This is a genomic window from Luteibacter sp. (assembly GCF_036500425.1).
Lineage (GTDB): Bacteria > Pseudomonadota > Gammaproteobacteria > Xanthomonadales > Rhodanobacteraceae > Luteibacter.
Window position 1 is genome coordinate 103,040 of record NZ_DASYCB010000022.1, and the last position, 21,445, is coordinate 124,484.

10 protein-coding genes are annotated in these 21,445 nt (G+C 64.1%); 4 read left to right on the forward strand and 6 right to left on the reverse strand.

Annotated elements, in window-relative coordinates:
* Positions 1-77: 77 nt before the first annotated feature.
* The 4 genes from VGN46_RS05830 (at position 78) to VGN46_RS05845 (ending at position 4,069) form a co-directional block, all read left to right on the forward strand.
* Entirely contained in the window at positions 78-1,076 is a 999-nt protein-coding gene (locus tag VGN46_RS05830; protein ID WP_331641599.1) for a VOC family protein, read from the forward strand.
* A gap of 138 nt (positions 1,077-1,214) precedes the next feature.
* On the forward strand, positions 1,215-2,096 hold the full coding sequence (locus VGN46_RS05835; protein ID WP_331641601.1) for a DMT family transporter: 882 nt from the start codon (positions 1,215-1,217) through the stop codon (positions 2,094-2,096).
* A gap of 625 nt (positions 2,097-2,721) precedes the next feature.
* A complete protein-coding gene (locus tag VGN46_RS05840) occupies positions 2,722-3,108 on the forward strand; it encodes a hypothetical protein (protein ID WP_331641602.1) in 387 nt (128 codons plus the stop codon).
* A gap of 382 nt (positions 3,109-3,490) precedes the next feature.
* The gene (locus VGN46_RS05845) at positions 3,491-4,069 is read left to right on the forward strand and encodes a hypothetical protein (protein ID WP_331641603.1); all 579 of its coding nucleotides are present in this window, start codon (positions 3,491-3,493) and stop codon (positions 4,067-4,069) included.
* A gap of 247 nt (positions 4,070-4,316) precedes the next feature.
* Here the strand turns inward: VGN46_RS05845 and VGN46_RS05850 are convergent, their stop codons facing one another.
* The 6 genes from VGN46_RS05850 to VGN46_RS05875 form a co-directional block, all read right to left on the reverse strand.
* Positions 4,317-5,201, reverse strand: coding sequence for an alpha/beta hydrolase (locus tag VGN46_RS05850; RefSeq protein ID WP_331641605.1), 885 nt, complete (start codon positions 5,199-5,201; stop codon positions 4,317-4,319).
* Between the two features lie 128 nt (positions 5,202-5,329).
* On the reverse strand, positions 5,330-6,355 hold the full coding sequence (locus VGN46_RS05855) for an XdhC family protein (RefSeq protein WP_331641607.1): 1,026 nt from the start codon (positions 6,353-6,355) through the stop codon (positions 5,330-5,332).
* Entirely contained in the window at positions 6,352-8,547 is a 2,196-nt protein-coding gene (paoC, locus tag VGN46_RS05860; RefSeq protein ID WP_331641609.1) for an aldehyde oxidoreductase molybdenum-binding subunit PaoC, read from the reverse strand. The genes VGN46_RS05855 and paoC overlap by 4 nt, the downstream gene beginning before the upstream one ends.
* A gap of 2 nt (positions 8,548-8,549) precedes the next feature.
* Positions 8,550-9,500 (reverse strand): xanthine dehydrogenase family protein subunit M, encoded by a 951-nt coding sequence (locus VGN46_RS05865; RefSeq protein ID WP_331641611.1) that lies wholly within the window; start codon positions 9,498-9,500, stop codon positions 8,550-8,552.
* Positions 9,497-10,129, reverse strand: a complete 633-nt coding sequence (gene paoA, locus VGN46_RS05870; RefSeq protein WP_331641709.1) for an aldehyde dehydrogenase iron-sulfur subunit PaoA — start codon at positions 10,127-10,129, stop codon at positions 9,497-9,499. Before paoA ends, VGN46_RS05865 begins: the two co-directional genes overlap by 4 nt.
* Before the next feature lie 242 nt (positions 10,130-10,371).
* Positions 10,372-21,261, reverse strand: coding sequence for an autotransporter-associated beta strand repeat-containing protein (locus VGN46_RS05875; protein ID WP_331641613.1), 10,890 nt, complete (start codon positions 21,259-21,261; stop codon positions 10,372-10,374).
* Positions 21,262-21,445 lie beyond the last annotated feature (184 nt).

Below are 21,445 nucleotides of genomic sequence, written 5' to 3' on the forward strand. Positions count from 1 at the left end.
AAATTGTCCTTGCGGCGACAGGCGCGAGCGCCGATAAAAGGGCGCAGCGGCAACCGCTACCCACCATGAGGATTCGCATGCGCCCGATCCGTCTCGCCTCAGCCTGCCTACTGTGTCTCGCCACCGCCCAGGCCGCGATAGCCGCACCTGCGTCCGTTGCGACGACGACACGACTCGACCATGTGCTGCTGTGGGGCCATGGGATCGACGAAGCCACTTCGGTGATGGCGGTCAAGCTGGGCTTCCAGGTCCGGCCCGGTCGCGATCCTGGCGGCGTAGCGAACCGCTATATCCGCTTCTCGGATACGAGCTTCATCGAATTGCTCGGCGTCACCCGGGCAGATCCCAGCTACGACCCCGGTATGAAGGAAGACCGGCAGGCGCTGAAGAACGGGCCCGGTGCACGGACCTTTGGCTTCCGTTCGTCGTCGCTGGATACCCTGCATACCGCGTTGGAAGCGCTGCACTACCCCATCACGCCATTCTTCACCGGGCCCGATAGCGCCAAGCCGGGCTGGCGTTTGTTCGCGTTCGACCTGGACCACCCGCCGCTGTCGAGCAACACCTTCTTCATCGACTACAAGGCCGACTACGCGCCTGACCAGTTCGATCCCGCCAATAAGGACGACTACCGTGTGACGCGCGAACATTCGAATGGCGCCCGCGCGCTCTCCTCGATCTGGATAGTGTCGGGCGATGCCGATGCGGATCGGCGCGAGCTGGAGAAGATGGGCTTCGGCCATGCCATTCCCGTGACGCTGCCTGCCGTGGGCGCGAAAGGGTTCTGCGTACCGGTGGGCCCCACCGCACTGTTGGCCGTACAGCCCGATGGCGCGGGTGTCGCCGCGCAGACCATGGCGAAGGGCGGCGCCCGCATCCTCGGCGTGAGCTTCGCCGTCGCCGACCTCGGCCGTGCGCAGCGCTGGGTCGAGCGCGGCTACGAGCGCAAGCTGCCGACATACCAGGGACTCGCCGGCGAATCATTCCTGGCACCGACGCAGGACGACCTCGGTCTGTCGATCGAATTCCACGCCATGCAGGGGCATGCATCGCCGTGCGCCGGAGCTAAACCGTAGGCGCGTCACAAGCTAACTACACCAGCGGCCGGCGTATCCATCACATGGAGTGCCTTGTCCGTGGCGGCCACGTCTGCCGCTTCCGTGTCGGACCCGCCTAGGCCACTATGTCCCTCTTGAACCGGGGACGTGTTGGGCATGAATGAGGCAAAGGCGTCGACGGGCGCTGTCATCGCACTGGGTGTCACCGTCGTGATCTGGGCTTTCAGCTGGATCGTGATGAAACTGGTGCTGCAATACGCGGGGCCGTTCGACTTCTCGGCCCTGCGCTACAGCATCGGTGCGGTGCTGCTGTTCGTCGTGTTGCTGGTGATGCGCCGCCCCCTGGCGCCACCGCCGCTGCCCGCAACGATCGTGACCGGGCTGGCACAGACCGCCGCTTTCCAGGGACTCGGCCAGTTCGCGCTCACCGCAGGTGGAACCGGCCACGTGGTGTTATTGGCATATGCGATGCCGTTCTGGGCGGTGCTGCTGGCATGGCTACTGTTGGGCGAGCGGCCGTCGCGCAGGCACTGGATAGGGCTCGCCCTCGCCGCGATCGGCCTTACCTGTGTTATCGCCCCGTGGCATGGCCTGGGTAATCCGGTCAGCACCCTGTTCGCCTTGATTGGCGGCATGTGCTGGGCCCTGGGTACGGTCACCAGCAAGCAGATGTTCCAGCGCCACCAGCCCGACCCGCTCACCTTCACCGCATGGCAGATGGCCTTTGGCGCCGCCGGGCTAGGTGTCGTCGCGCTGCTCGTACCGCAGCGGACCATCGAGTGGAGCCCGGCCTTCATCGCGGGCCTGGCATACTCGGTGATCCTGGCCACCAGCCTCGCCTGGACGCTATGGCTGCTGGTGGTGCGGCGGTTGCCTACCGCCGTCGCATCGGTGTCGTCACTCGCCGTGCCGGTGCTTAGCGTGCTGATGGCCTGGGTGGTGCTGCAGGAGAAGCCCGCACCTAGCGAGTGGCTGGGTATGGGTTTCATCGTGGCAGGGCTGCTGGCGGTCAGCGGCGTGAGGCTGCGCCGAACCTGACGCCCGTACGGATGGACGGTTACACCGGCACTATCTGAGGATCGGCCGAGATCTATAGAAAAAGCGTCACTTACGCTGTAATCCACCGTATGTATCTGCTTTCGTCGCGTTGGCCGGCCGGGGCGCGCTTGCCTGCCTAGTGCGATCGACGACGAGAGTTAACCAAGCGCGCGGCCCATGCCCATTCATAGCCCGGCGTCAGTGGGAGCGCATCGATCCACGGATGGCCTTGCCTGGCCATAGATGACGTGAAGGGCCTGCTATCTCTCGGCGCCAATAACGGCGCTGGATCCTCGGCGTGCAACCGAACGTGGACTCGCGAATGAACTCTCGCAATGGCCAGGTTTGGTTCGCCGAATATGTGTAGGTGAATTCCCTTCGTGCATTGTCGGTGCTGCCTGACAGTGAACTCTAAAAAATTGATCTACGTTTTCGAGCGCTGCGCGCGCTTGGGCTGACCAGGCGCACTGACCGATTGGCCTGTCTTCTCCAATGTACCTGGCGCGAATGCTCCAGCGGTAAGGGCCGGTGCAGCAATAATCGGCGTTGCTACCGTAGGAATAGGCTTCTACGATGCAACTATCATTCTGGAAGGCTTCATCTACGCGATTCCTGAGAACTCACCATGACCTTGACGTGGATCATAGTTGTTGCTTCCGTTGTCGCATTGGCCGCCTTGATTATGTACTTCAGGCGGCACACGCGAACCAATCTATTTGGGACAAGGGAAGATGTTAGCCTCGAGCACCTACGGGTTATGTCGAATACGAATGCGCCGCTCGCCTTGTTCGAAGAGGTTTTTAGCACGATTGCAAAGGAAGTCGGCGTCCATCCCGGTCAACTCAGACCTTCGGATAGACTTGTTGAGATTTTCAAGGTCGACAGTTGGCAGTTGGGCGGCGCGCAGGATGCGCTCGAAGTCTTGATTCGAAGAAAGACGGCAAATCGTCCACCATCTTTCGAGACCCTCCAGGAGTTACTTACTTGGCTGGCGAGCGAGCAATCAAAATAATCCGTGATGGGCATTAGCTTTTGGCAAAATAGCTGTCCCATCTCGTAGATGATTACCGGAAATTCGCTGAACCGAGGACCTGGGCCTAGGAGATTAATTCGGCGTAGAGGAGAACGATGGCTTCGCGTTCATTGGGTGCTCGCGAGCCATCCTCGGCATGGGATGTTCTGTATGTGAGAATCGTTAGCTAACGCTGTGGCGGCCCGTCGCCGGTCGCGACAAGCTCGCTACGGTTCGGTAGCCTGCACTGACCGTATCTTTGACCAGAATGATCTGCGGATGATGGACCCTATCGCTTTCGCGGTATCGGTCTAAGTGGTCGGGTTGCTCCATTGAGAAATTCTCTGCAGCAGAACGGCATAGACGTTATTGAACATTGACCATGACATACGACATCATTAAGCAGCCCTTCGAGAAAGATCTTCTTGATATGTCGAAAGGCGAGCTCGAACAATATTTCCAATGGTTCATCGGCGTGATTCCAGCTCGCATCGACGTACTAGAAGAGGCTGTGCGCAATACGCCTGGGTTCGGTCAGTGGTGCGCGGATTACACTCCGTCATCACTCAGTCCGCTTGGCCATTGGTTTGCCTCCCAGGTAGAGACTCGAAGCCGATCTGAGACAGAGCTGGAAAAGATAAGGGAAAAGCAGACCTTTCCCATGGATGTACCAGAAACCGAGCTGACAACCAGGACTTTGTCCTTAGTCATGGACATTGGCATGTACCTCGGCCGGGTTTTTCTGACGAACCACCCTTCCTTGAAGTGGTCTCAGGATACGTCGGACAAGAAATTCGCTTACTACGGACAACCGCTAGTTACTGGATTCGGCTCCGTACCGTTCAATCCTGCAGGCACAGCCTTGGTTCAGGCGTATGGCCTAATCAGCAAGAAAAAAACGGGAGACAGGCTTCGGGAAATTTACGACATTTGGCAGAAGCGAACTGGGCCTTCGTCGTAAAGCGCATGCCCTCATACTGAGCGCGTCCGGTCGTCCGCGCGATTCCGTGCTAGTCGGTTGATCAGCCGGGCTACTTAGCTGTGAAAGCCGGGTAGCCCGGTGGCCTCTGGCATATGTCCGATCGATGGAGCGGTTTGATGACCCACCGCAGGTGCGATACCTCACGGCAGGACTAACTGACATGTCGTTTCCGCGCTGAAAGCCGCCCCCTTGGTCACAGGTAAAGGCCCGATTCTTGCCCGGCCCTCTACCTGACCGTTGCCAGCCACTTCAGCAAGGCCTGCGAAAGCTCCAGGCGCTTATCGGAATACGCATGGTCCGTTGGCAAATGCAGCGCGGCCACCTGTGTGTCGCCGGCTTTGCGAAGTGCCTCGGCGAACGCCCCATCCGATGGAGCCAGGCCGTCGTCTGAGGTAATGACGAAGACCGGCCGGCTTTTGAGCGCGTCGACCGTGGATGAGAAGACCCACTTGGCCGTATGGTCGGCAAGTTCCTGGCCCAGGCCATCCGGGGTCACGCCGTGCAGCGGCGCGAGGCCTTCTTCCGCGAGCATCGCGCCCATCTTCTTCGCTGCGGCTGCTTGCGTGGGTTCCTTCGCTCGCACCTGCTGGAACATACCGGCCATGTCGGCGCCTGAAATCAGGGCGATACCTTTGATCGCGGGATCCGCGGCCGCGCCTTGCGTGGCCATGAAGCCACCCATGCTATGGCCGATGAGCACGATCTTCGAGGGATCGATCCGGAGCTTTGCGGCGTTCTTGGGGTCGCGAAGGTAGGCAATGGCCGACGACACATCCTCGATGCTGTTCGCGAAGGAAAAGTCGCCCGGTGTGCCCCACGCGCCGCGGTAATTGAAGTAGAGGACGTCCCACCCTGCCCGGCGCATGTCCTGGGCAAGATCCAGGTTGCGCTCGTTACCGGGAAAACCATGCAGCAGGATCACGGCCGGATGCGGGCCCGCGCCGGCCGCCACGTAGACGATCGCGTTGAGCTGCGACCCGTGGCTGGGGATCTGCAGGGTGGCCATGCTGGCTTTCGTGTCCGCGCTTTCGCTGGCGTACACGGCGGGCACAGCGGTGCATAGCAACAGGCAGGCGATGAATCGGGCCGCCTTCGCAAAACGATGGGTCATGTGGTTCCCCCTGGACGCTGTGACGTTTATCACTTGCCCGGCCGCCGGTGTGGGCAGGGTGCGTGGGGAGTGTACGCCGGTTGGGAGGGATCGCGCGCAAGCGCGCTCCTACAGGGTCGTGCGTTTGGTTAGTGGATTGGGCCGCCGCTGCGGCTTAGGGCGCGGCCATCGCGGGCATGCCGGGCGGCCATGATTTCGGCGACGACGGAAAGCGCGATTTCGCGGCTGGTGTTGGAGCCGATGTCCAGGCCGGCGGGTACGTGCAGCGTGGGCGATGGCACGGCGTGGGCGATGGTGCGGGCGCGTTGTTGTGAACCTAGGGTACCGAGGTAAAACGCGGAACAGGCTTGTCCGGCGCGAAGATAAGCGATGTCGAGTTCGAGGTTGTGGGTCATGCTGACCACGGCCGTCGAGGCGTGGACACGTAAGGTGTGGGCGAGTCGCTCGGGGCGGACTTCTACGGCATGCCACCCTGGCGCATCGAGATTCATGTGTTCGAGGCGCTCCACGGACGTATCCACGACGACGCCCCGCCAGCCCATCCGCGACGCCAGGTAGGCCAGTTCCCTGGCTTCATGCGACGCGCCCGCGACAATGAGCGACACCGGTGCATCGAAGGTTTCGAACAGGCGGAAGCCACCTTCCCACGGTTCGCTCATGGCCTTGTCGCGTGTTACACCTTCGCCATCGCCGCCCTCAACCCGCATTAATGACCGCGTTGCAGGGCTGCGCGCATCCGGCGCGGGGAACGAGGTGACGATGCGAAACGCATCGTTGCTAGCGAGCATGGCATCCAGGTCACCGAGGAAGGCAGGTAGCTCGCCGTGGATCGGTTCGATCGCCACCTCCAGTTCACCGCCACAGCCGGCTTCCATGAGCAGGTCCAGTCCTTGTTCGGCGTTGTAGGCCACATAGGCGATCCTGCCCTCGCTCATCACCATAAGCGAGCGCTCGACGATCTCCCGTTGCGGGCAGCCACCCGCAAGCGGGTTGACCACGCTACCGTCGGCACGGACCAGCATGGCGGCGCCGACACGCCGGAACGTGGAACCCGATGTACGCAGGATCGTTACCAACGCGGCGCGCGCACCGGGAGTCTCCCCAAGCACGCGCCATGCCCTGGCCAGTTCGCGTAATTCGCCGTAGGACTTCATACGGCCGGGAGCTTGTCCAGTAGCTTGTCGAGCGTGACCGGGTAATCACGCACGCGCACGCCTGTCGCGTTGTACACGGCATTGGCGACTGCGGCGGCGACGCCGCATATGCCGAGTTCTCCCACGCCCTTGGCCTTCATCGGCGACGACATGGGATCGGTTTCGTCGAGGAATACCACGTCCTGGTGCGGGATATCCGCATGTACAGGCACCTCGTATCCGGCGAGGTCGTGGTTGACGAAGAAGCCCAGGCGCTTGTCGACGACGAGCTCTTCCATCAAGGCCGCACCGACGCCCATGGTCATGGCGCCGATTACCTGGCTGCGGGCCGATTTCGGATTGAGGATACGGCCCGCGGCACAGACGGCCAGCATGCGTCGCACCCTAATCTCACCCGTGGCCGCATCGACGCCCACCTCGACGAAGTGCGCACCGAATGTGGATTGCTGGAATTTCTTTTCCAGGTCGCCGTATTCCATGCTGTCCTCGGCGACGAGCTCGCCACCCATGGTGGCCTGCATGAGCGGCAGGCTATGACCGCCGGCAGTGACTTTACCGTCTTCAAAGACGGCTGATGCGGGGTCTAGCCCGAGCTTCCCGGCGACGGCCTCGCGAAGTTTCACACACGCCGCGTAGACCCCCGACGTGGAGCTGTTGCCACCCCACTGCCCACCGGACCCCGAGGACACCGGAAACGACGAGTCGCCCAGAAGAACGGTCACCTTCGATAGCGGGAGGCCGAGCATTTCCGCCGCGGTCTGTGCGATCACCGTATAGCTGCCGGTACCGATGTCGGTCATGTCGGTTTCAACCGTGGCGCGTCCGTCCTTGCCGAGCCGAACGCGCGCGGCCGACTTCATCACGAGGTTATTGCGGAAGGCAGACGCGACACCCATGCCCAGCAGCCAGCGTCCATCGCGGCGCGCACCCGGTGTCGCTGAGCGTTGCTGCCAGCCGAACTGCTCGGCGCCGCGACGCATGCACTGGACGAAGTTGCGTTGGGAGAACGGCCGTTCGGGTTTTTCCGGATCGACCTGGGTGTCGTTGAGGACGCGGAAATCGATCGGATCGAGCTTCAGTTTCTCGGCCAGTTCATCGATGGCGATTTCCAGCGCCATGAGGCCGGACGCTTCGCCCGGCGCGCGCATCGCATTGCCTTCTGGAAGATCGAGCGTCGCGAGCCGCGTTGCGGTCATGCGGTTGGCCCCCGCATAGAGCAGCCGCGTCTGGCTAACGGCCGTCTCCGGGCCGCCACCAGGCAGATCGCCCGACCAGCTCTCGTGGCCGATCGCGGTGATCTTGCCGTCGGGCGTCGCACCGATGCGGATCCGCTGGATCGTCGCGGGCCGATGGGTCGTGTTGTTGGCGATGAGCGGACGGGGCAGCGCGACCGCGACCGGACGCTTCGCCGCCTTCGCACCGAGCGCCGCCAGCAACGCATCCGCGCGGACGAAGAGCTTGCCGCCGAAGCCCCCACCGACATACGGCGAGATGAGCCGGACGTTCTCGGGCGGCAGACCCAGCGTCTTCGCGACGTCGCCCTTGCCCCAGTTGATCATCTGGTTCGAGGTCCACAGCGTGAGCTTGTCACCCTCCCAGGCGGCGATGGACGCGTGCGGTTCCATCATGGCGTGGGAATGGTCGGGCGTGGTGTAGGTGGCATCCAGTTTGACCGGGGCGGCGGCATACGCACCGGCAAAATCACCGACCGCGGTATCGGGATCGCCATCCGCCGGTTTGACCGCGGCGCCTTTGGCGGCCGCCAGATCGAAGGTACCGGGCGTGCGGGCATAGTTGACGCGGACGAGACCCGCTGCCGCACGTGCCTGTTCGAAGGTCTCCGCGACCACGACGGCGAGGGCCTGGTGGTAATGCTGGATGTCCGGGCCGCCGAGCAGGTTCGCCGTGTTGAACTGGCCCTTCGGCAGGTGGCCCGCCTCTTTCGCGGTCACCACGGCCAGCACGCCGGGCGCGGCCTTCGCTCGTGAGGTATCGATGGCGACGACCCGTCCCTTCGCGATCGTGGCCGGGACGATGTAGCCGTACGCGTGATCCGGCACGGCGTCGTGCCGTTCGTAGGCGTAGCGTGCCGTGCCAGTGGTTTTCAGCGGGCCTTCGATACGGTCGTGCGGCTGGCCGACCACCTTCAGGCGATCGATCGGATTGATGGTAGCGGGGGTATCGAACTTCATGCTCAGCTCCTCGCTTCCGTGATGACTGCCCCAAGGGTTCGCTCGACGAGTGCCACCTTCATCGCGTTCTGCGGTGTGGTGCGTGCATTCGCAAGCAACACCGGGGTCACGGCTTTCGCGCCTTCCGCCAGTTTCGCGTCCGCGGCGTCAGTACGCCATGGCATGGGTGCCACGCCGCCCAGCGCTACCCTGCCCGTGCCATCCTTCTGCACGATGGCGGCGACGGAGACGAGGGCGAACGCATACGACGCGCGATCGCGTACCTTGTGATAGATGTGCGTGCCGCCTACGGGTTTGGGTAAGGTCACCGCGGTAATGAGTTCGGCTGGCATCAGTACGTTTTCGATGTGTGGCGTCGCCCCCGGCAGCTTGTAGAACTCCGCCAGCGGGATACGGCGGGTCTGGCCGTTCGGCTGCACGGTTTCCACGGTGGCATCGAGGGCGCGCATCGCCACCGCCATATCGCTGGGGTGTACGGCGATGCAGGCGCTGCTCACGCCGACGATCGCATGCGATCGGCTGAATCCGCCCAATGCTGCGCAACCGCTGCCCGGAAGGCGCTTGTTGCAGGCCTGGTGCGTGTCGTAGAAGTACGGGCAACGCGTGCGTTGCAGCAGGTTGCCGGCCGTCGTCGCCTTGTTGCGCAGCTGGCCCGATGCACCCGCGACCAGCGCGCGCGTCAGCAACGCATAATCACGGCGCACCCGGTTATCCGCCGCCAGATCGGTATTACGCACGAGGGCGCCAATGCGCAGGCCACCGTCCGGCGTCGGCTCGATCGTGTCGAGCCCTAGCCCGTTGATGTCGACCAGGTGTTCGGGTGCCTCGACCTCGATCTTCATGAGGTCGAGCAAATTGGTGCCACCGGCGATGAACTTCGCCTTGTGCTCGTTGGCCACGGCAGCGGCCGCCTGGGCCGGCGACGTCGCGCGTTCGTAGGTGAAGGGCTTCATGCCTGGCCCTCCGCATACTCGGTCACCGCCTCGACAATATTCGAGTAGGCACCGCAGCGGCAGATGTTGCCGCTCATGCGCTCGCGGAGTTCGAGCGTACTGAATGCTGCTTTGCTGCTGACGTCCGCGGTTACATGGCTTGGTACATCACGCCGTATTTCATCCAGCGCGCCGACGGCGCTGCAGATCTGGCCCGGGGTGCAGTAGCCGCACTGGTAGCCATCGTGCTTGACGAAGGCCGCTTGCAGCGGGTGGAGCTTATCCGGCGTACCCAGGCCTTCGATCGTCGTGACCTTGGCACCCTGGTGCATCACGGCAAGGGTCAGGCAGCTGTTGATGCGCCGCCCATCGAGCAGCACGGTACAGGCGCCACACTGGCCGTGGTCGCAGCCTTTCTTGGTGCCGGTGAGGTGCATGTGCTCGCGCAAGGCATCCAGCAGCGTGGTGCGCGTATCCAGGGTGAGCGTCGCGGGCTTGCCGTTGACCTCGAGCGTCACGGCCTGCATAACCGGTGGCTTGCCGCCATCCGGGGTGGCCGCGCGGGCCACCCACGGGGGCGTGGCGGCGAGCGTGGCGGAAACGGCCGTTAGCTTAAGGAAGCCACGACGAGACACAGGGAGATCGTTGATGGTAGCCAAGGCGTTGCCCTCATGCCGGCGGGTCTGTGGGTATCGCTACCTGGGCCATGCTAACGGGTAAGGCGTCGGCGGATTGTTAGGGAAATCCGCATGAAGTGATGGGGGATCTTCATGAATCGGCGACGTGGATGCTGCCGCCGGGTTGTGCACTGAGGCTATCGCGCGCAAGCGCGCTCCTACAAAGGCGGTTTGTAGGAGCGCGCTTGCGCGCGATGGGCGTGCCGTGCCGCTGATCAGAACCGCATACGGAACCCCACCGTGCCGCTCACACCGTGCGAATCGCCCGCATGGGACAAGCCCTTCTGTCCAAGCACCTCGCCATACACCGAGTAACGCCCACCGGCCCAGTCCAGCGCGCCACCGATGCCCAGGCCACCCGACCAACGCTCATCACGCGTGCTGAAATCCGTGCCGGCCACGCTGGCACGTGCCTGGTCCTTGAAGCGGTTGTACACGTTGGCGATGGCGTACAGGTGCGTGGTGACCGCGCCCGCTGCGCCCTGGCGGGTCGTGAGGTAATCGAGGCTGACGCCGCCGCGGGCGGTGCCTGCCTTGCCATCGGCCTGCGAGACATGGGTATCGAAGGCGTCGTCGAAGTTATCAAACGACGCGCGGCCGTAGCTGACCTGGGCTTGTGGCGTGATCGTCCATGCCTCGCCCACCGGGAAGCGCTTGCCGGCTTCGATACCCAGTGCATAGCCGGTGGCCTTGTTGTTGTCGGCAAGGACCCGGGCCAGCGCGTTCGAATGCAGATCCGAGTTGAAGCGCAGCCAATGGGCCTGGCCATCAACATAGAAACCGTCATCGCCATACCAGGTCAACGCAGCGCCCACGCCGTACGAACGCGTGTTGATGCTGCCATCGCCATACGCCGAGCGAACGCTCGAGCTTTCATGGCCATATTGCAGCGATGCGCTGCCGACGAGCCGGCCCTCCCCGCTTTGCGCAAGGATCGCGTCGGCACCCAGTTCGGACTTCGAGCTCGACACATCGAAGTTCGTGCCGCTCGTGCTGGAGGCCGGCTTGATCGTCTGGTCTGCACCCTGGACGCGGATCCACGCACCTTCGCCCGGCTGCATGCTATCGCGCGACTGCTCATCGGCCCACTGGCGATTGCCGGTGCGCTGGAACAGCGTATCGAGCGCATTGGCTTGCTGCAGCATGCCCGCATACGCCTCGTAGACAGGCACGCCGGGCTGATAAAGCGGGGTCGTGCCGCCACCCGCCGGATCACCACCGTTCGGGTCGCCAGCCGGGTTGGTCAGGGCCGAACGCAGGTACCAGTCGCCATCGGTATTACTCGTGCCATCCTTGTACAAGCGATAAGCGTAAGCACCGGCCACGACCGCCTGGTCGCCCTGGAACACGTAGTTACCCTTCAGGGCGAAGGTGCCATTGGACGCACCCTGCACGTCGATCAGCTTGATGCCGTTGGTCGTCTGCGCGCCGGCGCCGCCGACGTTGGCGACCTGCACCAAGGTATTGCCCGACGTGTTACCGGTGACCGTCAGCAGGTCGGTCGCCGATGCATCGGCACCCAGTGCCGTGTTGAAGTTCAACGTGCCGCCCTGGCCCGTGTAATCACCCTGCACGGTCAGCGCGGTGCCGGGGGCGTTGCCAAAGTGCACCGTGCCCGCGTTGGTGAGCGCGCCCGTGTGCTGCGCGAAGCCGGCGAGATCCAGGGTGCTGCTGCCTTTCACGGTCACGGCGGACGCCGCATTGAACGCGTTCGCCGCCGCGGCGCTCAACGTACCTGCGGTGATCGTCGTATCACCACCGTACGTCGACGTGCCACTCAGCGTCAGCGTGCCCGTGCCCAGCTTGGTAAGGCTACCCGTCCCGCCGATACCGTTGCTCAGCGTCAACGCAGTGCCGTCGTCGGTGTCGATGATCGCCGCGCCGCCGAGGCCCACCGTGCGGGCACTCTGGAAACTGCCGGTGGTGTGCAGCGTGGCGTCATCGATGGATAGCGAACCTGCCGCGAAACCGAGGTTCCCATCGTTGGCCACCTGCAGCGTGCCGGCGTGTACGGTGGTGCCGCCGACATAGGTGTTGGCACCGGTAAGCACGAGCGTACCCAGGTCGTCCTTCACCAGCATGCCGGTGCCGGTGAGCGCGGAGTCGATGGTCGCGGTCATGTCTGCGCCGGCCGCGGTGCCGTCGCCCACACGGATGCCGGAGGCGCCGCCCGCCAGGGCGATGGCGCCGCCGCTCAGGCGATAGCCATCGGTCAGGAACTGCATGCCTGATGCGGTCACCTGCCCGTTTGCGTTGTCCACCGTCACCGAGCCGCCGGTACCACCGAACACCGCGAACGTACCGTTGCTGTAGGGCGCGTTGAGCGAACCCGTGGCATCGGTCCAGTAGTCGTTGTCGGCAAGGCGCCAGGTGCCGGTGCCACCGGTGATAGCACTGTCATTGGCATGACCCGGGCCATCCCAGAAGCTGAGTGTCAGGCCATCGGTGTTGACCAGGTTCACCTGGTTGTCGAGTGAGGTCTGCACGAAAACGTTGCTGCTCGGCGTGGTGCCGATGGCAAGGCCGTTGTCGGTCAGTGCGCCGTCGTAGCTGAAGAGACGGTACACACCCGCACCGAACGTGCGGCCTGCCGTGGCCGACACGTTGAGCGTGCCGTCCAGCGTCAGGTTGCCATGCACGACGGTGAGGTCGTTGAAACTGCCGCCCACGGTGCCGGCCTGACCCAGCTGATAGTCGACCAGCGCATTCGGGGCCAGGGTCAGGTTGCCGTTAATGGTTAGCGTGCCCGGGGAATCGCCCGGGCTCAGCGTGCCACCGTCGGCCACTGTCACGTTGCCGCCGATGGTGCCCGTGCCGCCCAGGTTGCCGCCGTTCTGCACGGTGGTGGCGCCGGTGGCAGCGGACTGGTCGCTGTCGATCAACAGCGTGCCGCCCTGTACGGTTGTCGCACCGGTATAGGTGTTACCGCCGGTAAGCACGGTGGTGCCGCTGCCCATCTGCGTGACAGCGCCGCTGCCAGTGATGACACCGCTGAACGTCTGGACGTCCGAACGGTTGAAGGCCAGCGTACCGTTGTTGGTGACATCGCCGATGATCGAACCGCTCGTGCCGCCCTCACCCAGCTGCAGCGTGCCGTCCGTGATGGTGGTGCCGCCGGCGTAGGTGTTGTCGGCCGCAAGCACCAGCGTGCCGAGATCCGACTTGGTCATGCCGACGCTGCCGGTAAGCACCGAGGCGATGGTCGCTGTCATGCCCACACCGGCCGTGGTGCCGTCGCCAACGCGGATGACCGGCGACGTGCCCACCAGGGCGATGTCATCGCCTTCGACGCGGTAACCATCCGTCGCGAACTGCATGCCCTTGCTGTTGATGGCGCCCAGGCTCGAATCCACCGTCACCGTGCCAGCGGCGCCCGCGAAGATCGCGAAGCTGCTGTCCGCGTACGATGCATTGAGCGTGCCATCAGGCACCGTCCAGTTATCGTTACCGGATGCGTTCTGCCAAACGCCATCGCCACCTTGCACCTGGCCATCGCCGCGCGCGCCATTGCCATCCCAGAAATTCACGCCCAGGCCGGCGGTGTTGAGCAGGTTTACCTGTTGGGCGATGGACGTCTGCAGGAAGTAGTCAGACGACGGCACCGAACCGATGTCCAGGCCGTTGTTGGTCAGGGCGCCCGTGTAGCCGATGATGCGATAAATGCCCGGATCGAAATTGCCGCCCGACGACACGGACACGTTAAGCGTGCCGTCCAGCGTCAGATCGCCATCCACCTGTACCAGGTCGTTCAAGGGGCCGCCCACCACATTGGCCTGGCCCATGTCGACATTGAGATTGGATGTCGTGCCGAACGACAGGTCGCCCTTGATGGTAAGCGTTCCCGGTGCCGCGCCGACGTTGCCCGGGCTGAGGGTGCCGCCATCCGCGATGCTCACATCGCCGCCAATGGCGCCCATACCACCCAGCGTGCCGCCACTGTCCACCGAGGTAGCGCCCGTCGCAGCGGACTGGTCGCCATTGATGATAAGGCTACCCGCGCGCACGGCGGTCGCACCGGCATAGGTGTTGGCACCACTGAGTACCGTGGTGCCACCGCCCTGCTGTTCCAGCGCGCCAGTGCCGGAGATAGCCCCGGCAAAAGACGACGTGTCTGCGCGATCGAACACCAGCGTACCGTTATTGACGATGTTGCCGCTGACCGTACCGGCATTTCCGCCGTTGCCCAGTTGCAGCACGCCGCCTGCGATGGTGGTGCCACCGGTATAGGTGCTGTTTGCCGCGAGCACGAGCGCACCCGCCCCCGTCTTGGTCAGCGCGCCTGCGCCACCGACGCCGCTTGCAAAGGTGAGATCGGCGTCCGTGTCGAACGTGCCGCCACCACTGCCCAGCGTTATATTGCGCGACGAGGTGAATGCACCTGTGTTCTGCAACGTGCCGCCTGCGAGCGACAGAGCGCCGCCCGCATTGCCCAGGTTGGCATCAGCGGACACACTAAGGATGCCGGCATTGATCGCAGTACCACCTGCATACGTGTTGACGCCGCTCAGTACCATCGATCCAGCGCCGATCTTGGTAAGCGCACCGGCCCCTCCGATCGCTTGAGTGGCAAGCAGGGAGGCTGACGTGTCAAACGTGGCACCACCCTGGTTGATCGTGACCGGGCGTCCCAGTGCGAGGTTCTGGGTGGTGCGCAGGGTGCCACCGTCGAAGCTGAGCGCACTACCCGCGGCGCCGAGATTGCTATCGCTTGCCACCTGCAACACGCCACCATGGATCGCGGTGCCACCGGTGTAGCTGTTGATGCCGCTGAGGACAAGCGTGCCGAGATCCTGCTTGACCAGGCTGCCCGCGCCATCCAGTGCGCTGCCGATGGTAGCGGTCATACCCGCACCGGCGGCGGTTCCGTCACCCACGCGAATCACATCCTGCCCAGGGGCAAGGGTGATCGGGTCGCCGATGATGTTGTAGCCGTTCACCGCGAACTGCATCCCCGAACTGCTGACCGCACCGCCCGTGTTATCGACGGTCACCGTGCCGGGCGCCCCCATGAAAATGGAGAACTCGCCATCGGTGTACGGCGCGTTGACCTGGCCGGTCTGGTCGGTCCAGTTGCTGTTGCCGACGCTGCTCTGCCAGGTGCCACTGCCACCATCGACGGTGTTGTTGGTGTGGCCCGTGGTGCCATCCCAGAAGTTCAGCGTGAGGCCGCCGGTATTGATCAGGTTGACCTGGTTCGCCACCGAGGTCTGCACCTGGTAGTTGGCGGTCGATGAGCCGCCGAGCGCAAGGCCCTGATCATTGAGCGTGCCGTCGTAACTGATGATGCGGTACAGGCCCGGGCCGAAGCTGCCGCCCGGCGTGGCGGACACGTTGAGCGTGCCGTCCAGGCTGAGATTACCGTGCACCACCGCGAGATCGTTGAGGGTGCCGCCAACCACGTTGGGCTGACCGAACTGGTAGTTCATGACCGCACCGGCGTCCAGCGCGAGATTGCCATTGACGGTGAGCGTTCCTGCCGCACCGGCGTCGCCCGGGTTGAACGTACCGCCGTTCGCCACCGTGACGCTGCCACCGATGATGCCCGAACCGCCAAGGGTTGCCCCGCTCTGCACGGTGGTGAGACCGGTGGCGCCGGACTGGTTGCCATCGATCAACAACGTGCCGCCTTGCACGAGCGACGCACCCTTGTACGTATTGGCCGCGGTGAGCACGGTCGTGCCCGTACCCAGCTGCGTCACGCCGCCCGTGCCGGAGACCGTGCCACCAAAGGCGTAGACATCGGAACGGTTGAACGCCAGCGTACCGTTATCCGACACATCGCCCACGATGGAGCCGTTGGCGCCGCCGTTGCCCAACTGCAACGTACCCGCGTTGATCGTGGTACCGCCGGTGTAAACGTCGGCGGCCGTCAATACGGTGGTGCCGGTACCGGACTGCACGACATCGCCTGCACCCGATATGGTGCCGTCCAGCGTCATGCTGTCGGAGCGATTGAAGCCCAGCGTACCCGCCGTATCGACAATGATGGTGGGGCTGGCGATAGAACCACTGGTGCCGCCATTGCCCAACTGCAGCAGGCCGTCATTCACGACCGTGTTGCCGGTGTAGGTATTGGTGCCGGTCAGCAGCCAGGTGCCCGCGCCATTCTTGCCCAGGGTGGTGATGCCACCGAGGCCGTCGACGATGGTGCCGCCCATGGTGTTGTTGCCGGTGTTGGTGCCGCCCAGGCCCAGCGTGCGAAGCCCGTTGCCACTGTACGCGGCGGAACCGGTATTGCTGAAGACGATGGCGCCCGTGCCGGAGGATTCGATGACGCTGGAGCCCACCGACAGGGTGAACAGCCGGTCGGTGGTGTCGCCGGCACCGGTATAACGCAACGTGGCACCGGTGCCGATCACCAGGTTCGAGGCCGCGTTGGACGATGCACCGATACTGCTCGCCTGCCCACCATTGGTGAGGTGATCCACACCAAGCACGCCGCCGGCGATATTGGTGACGCCGGTGTAGCTGCTCGCGGCGTTGCGCAGGATCCAGGTGCCTGCGGCCGTCTTGTTGAGCGAGGTCTTGCCCGTACCGTTTTCGGTGATCTGCGCCGCCAGGCTGTTGTCGAGCACACTGGTACCCGTGAGGGTCACCGTCTGTGCCGTGTTGGGCGAGGTGAACGCGAGGGAACCGGTATTGGTGAAGGCAATCGCGCCCTGCCCCGAGGCATCGAGCGAGCTATTGCTCGCGCCGAGGGTGAAGAGCCGATCCGTGCTGCCGCCTGCACCGAGATATTGCAGCCTGCCGCTGTTAAGGACCAGGTTCGATGCGCTGTTGCTCGATGCGCCGATGGAGCTCGCCTGGCCGCCATCGGCAAGCGAGTTCACCGCGAACAGGCCACCGTTGATGGTGGTCACGCCTACATAGGTGCTCGCAACACCAGAGAAATAGCTGATGCCCGAGCCACTCTTGGTGACATTGCCAGCCTCGGAGATGGCGCCTGCATAGTCACCCGTATTCAGATACGCATTACCCGCGGTAATCGTCAGCGTGGCGCCGCCCAACGTGATGTTTCCGCCCGTGCTGCCACCACCGCCAAGACCGGTGACCGAGGTATCGAAGCCGTTGAGATCCAGTAGCGTACCTGCGGTATTCGCCAGACTCATGCTGGTCGTACCGAGCGCACCTTGTTTGCCCACGCGCAAGGTGCCCCCCGTCACGAAGCTACCGACATAGCTATTGGTGTTGTTGCTAAGAGTCAGCGTACCTGCGCCTTGCTTGGTCAGGCTACCGGCACCCTGCACCTGGCCGCTGACCTCCAGCGTCGTACCCGCGTTGCTGACACTGACCGTGCCGGCCGTGACCACCTGGATGCCGCGATCGGTGCTGACGTCGGTACCGGTGTAAACGAGCGTGCCGTTGGTCAGTGTCAGGTTGGCCGGTGCGCTGGTGGAGGCACCGACGCCGCTATTCTGCCCACCATTCGCAAGGCAATCGGTGCTCAACTGCCCGCCCGCAATGTTGGTCGGGCCGGTGTAGCTGTTGCCGCAACCGTTCATGGCCTGGTTGGCACCGGTAAGCGCCGTGACGCCACCCGTGCCACTGACATTGCCGGTGAATGTACCGGTGCCATTCACTTGCAGCGTACCTGAGCCCAGCGCGACGTTGCCGGCACCATTGAGGCCGCCCATCGTGGCGGTGAAGTTGTTCATGTCGAGTGTCGCACCCGACGCCACGCTGACCGGCCCGACCCCCGTGCCGTTGGCCTGGCCACCGAAGGCCTGGGCGGAACCGGCCTTCAGGGTACCCGCCGCGACCGTGGTGCCGCCGGTGTAGGTGTTCGCGCCGCTGAGCAACAGCGTGCCCGCGCCGTTCTTGGTCAAACCACCTGCGCCGATGACGGTACCGCTATCGGTCACCGTCGTGCTGGCCTGGTCTACGGCAACCTGTCCGCCACCGGTACCCAGGGTGAATCCTCGATCGGTCGTGGTGGTCGCGCCGGTATATTCCAGCGTACCGCCGGTCTGCAGCACCAGGTTGGCAGGATCGCTGGTGCCTTCACCGATGCTGCTGGCCTGGCCACCATTGGCCAGCGTGCTCACGGCCAGCGTGCCGCCGCTTACCGTGACCGGGCCGATGAAATCGCTCGTGGCGTTGGTCAGGGTCAAGGTACCGGTGCCGGTCTTGGTGAAGCCCGCATCATCCGGGCTGGTCACCTGGCCGCTGAAAGTGAGATCGGCCGCGCCGTCCACCTGGATCGTGCGCGAGGGGCCGCCATTGACCAGCGTGAAGCCGCGATCCGTGCTTGCCGTGGCGCCCGTGTAGCGCAGCGTTCCGCCTTCCAGCACCAGATTGGACGCATCGGCCGTCGACGCGCCGATCGCGCTCGCCTGACCGCCATTGGTGATGCTGTTGATGTTGAGCGTGCTGCCGCTCAGCGTGGTGCCACCGGTGTAAGTGTTGGCGCCGGTGAGTACCACCGAACCGGTGCCCGAGCCGCCAGCGGTAAAGCTGGTTGGCGTACCGCCATCAGTGATCACCGAGCCGATCGTGAAGGTGCCGGCACTGTTCTGCTGGACACCGAGCGCGCCGCCCGCGCCGCCATTCACCGTTCCGCCCTGGATGGCCTTCGCGGAACTGGCCACGGTGGAGGTGACCAGGATGGTGCCGTCAACGCCCAGCGTATTACCAGCGCCCACGTTCACCGTCGACCCCGCATTGGCCGTGTACTTGAGGCCCCCCAGGGTCAGGCTGCCGTTCACCGTGCCGGTGTACGGCGAATTGGTGGTGCCGCCTGCGTCGCTCACGATGTCGCCGGCGAGCCATGTCGCCGCATTGTCCTTGTTCGCGTAGTTGGTGAACGCAGTGATGACACCGCCGGTCACCTGCGCGTAGTCCGTACCGTTCACCGTAGCCCAGCCGCCGAGTGGGCCGTCCGCATGGGTGGTCGTGATGGTGGCACCGGTGTTGTAACCGAAATCGACGAGGCCGCCGCTGCGGGTGATCCCTCCGAGGCTCAGCGCGAACGAACCGCCCGACGCCGCCGTCGCCGCAATGCGATTGTTGCCCGCGGTGACATTAAGGCCGTTGAACGTCTGGCTGTTGGCGGCCGCCTTGCCCTTCAGCGACAGCGTGCCGCCGCTGAGATTGAGTGCGGACGCACCGTTGATGATATTGCTGACCGGCGCACCCGCCGCGCTGAAATCCAGCGCCAGCGTGCCACCGCCCACGGTGGTGGCGCCGGTGTAGGTATTGGCGCCGGTCAGCGTCTGCGTGCTCGCGCCGAGCTTGGTCAGACTGCCGCTGCCGGTGATGCTGCCCGCATAGGTGGTACTGCCCGATGCACCCTTCAGCGTCAGCCCCCCGCTACCGAGGCTCACCGCGCCGCCGGTGCCCGCCAGCGACGGTGCCGTGACAGCGAGATTGTTGATGTCCAGCGTGCCGCCATTGACGATCAGGCCCGTGGAAGCGCCCAGCGACGTCGCCGTGCCAAGCCTCAGCGTGCCACCCTGTACCGTCGTGCTGCCGGTGTAGGTATTGGCGCCATCCAGTTCCCACGTACCGGAGCCGCTCATCGACAGATTCCCGGTGCCGCTGATGATGCCCGAGTACGCATTCGTTCCCGTGTAGCTACCGGCCAACGCAAGTGTGTCGCCGCCGACGCCGCCCGCCGTAAAGGTCGTCGCACCGCTCAGCGCGAGCGCACCCGCCAAACTATCGTTGCTGATGGTCGCGACGCCATCGATGGCCAGGGAACGGTTGGAGCTTGAACCCGTACCCGCATAGCTGAGCGTGCCGCTAGTGATGCTGAAGCCGCCCGCCGTGCCCGTACCAAACGAACTGTTCGTGCCGGTATCAGCGAGCATACCGACCTTGACCGTGCCGCCATTGATCACCGTAGCGCCGGTATACGTGTTGGCGTTACCCAGCGCGATCGTATGGCCGGCGCTGTTGATGTACTGGAAGGTACGATCGGTGAGCGAACTGAGCACGCCCGTTAGCGCCAGGTCGCCGGTCTTCGCCGTGAAGTTCATGGCGAGCATGTACGTGTTGATCGCCGCGATATTGCCCGTCAGGGTCAGGAGGCCGGTGCCCTGGTTGCTCAGCTGTGCCGCGCTGCTGGACGAATTCAGGAACTGGAAGTCGCGATTGGACGAATTCCCGGCGCCTGAATAAAAGAGCGTGCCGGCGCTCACGGTGACGAGGCCGTTTGCCGCCGTGGTCGGTGCGCCCAACGCGCTGACCTGGCCAAGATTGCCGATAGACGTAAAGCCATAGGAGCTGTTGCTCCCGAAGCTGGTCGTGCCCGTGTAGTCGTTGGCGTTATTACTCAACGTGACGCCATTGGTTGCCACGAGGCCACCCGCACCGGTGTATCGCGCCGAGCCGACGCCAGCGCCCTTCAGCGTCACCTGCCCCCCCGTCAAGGTGATGACGCGGCTGGACGCTATGGCGCCGGTGGCGCCCAGGCTCGTATCCGCCGCCATGGTGACGCCATTGCTGGCGTTGCCGAAGCCCGCATCGGTGGCAACGAACAGTGTGCCTGCCGTCACGTTGACGCCACCCGTGAAGGTATTTGCGCCGTTGAGGTTCAACTGGCCGGTACCGGTCTTGGTGAGGCCCGCGCTACCAGCAAGCACCGACGCGATGGTGTTCGTGCCCGCGACGGCGATGGTCGGCGTGGCACCTGCCAGCGTGAGCGTGTTGCCGCTCAACGTGTAGTTAGTCGCCGTGAAGGTGAGGTTGTTGACGGTGATCGGCGCGCCCAGGGTCACCTGGCCTCCCGTACCGCCGAACACGGCGTTGTCGAGCGCGGCGTTGTTCCACGCGGTGAAGGGGCCGGCGACGCCGTCGTTCGCAGCGTTCCAGTAGGCCAGAGTGGTGTCCCATGTACCCGTTCCGCCGCTGCCGTTGGAACCCCCGTTGACGTCCCAGTACTTGTCAGCGGCGAGCGTCGGCGCGGCGTACATCGATGCCAGCGCCATGAGCACACCCAGGCGAACTGTCCACGCGCCGCGCGAAGCGCCCGCAGGTGATGACCGTTCGTCGCATGCTGCAGAGGCGACGCACCCGCGCCCCTTGCCATGCTTGCCCGCCAACTCAGAAGCCACCACCCACGCGCCCACCGCCGTGGACCACACGATGCGGAATACCCGGTTCATCATTTTCCCCTGTCGACGCGCCGAGCGGTGCTTGGCGCAGGCAAAGCTCCGCCGCCCTCAATCAGGCAGCCGTGAGACTTTGACAATCGTTTGGATCGATTTAAATGCCGGCGAAATAAAAGCCTATCGCCAAGCCCCTGTTGCCCGATGCGTAGCAGGTCGCGTTAAAAATTCATAAAGAATT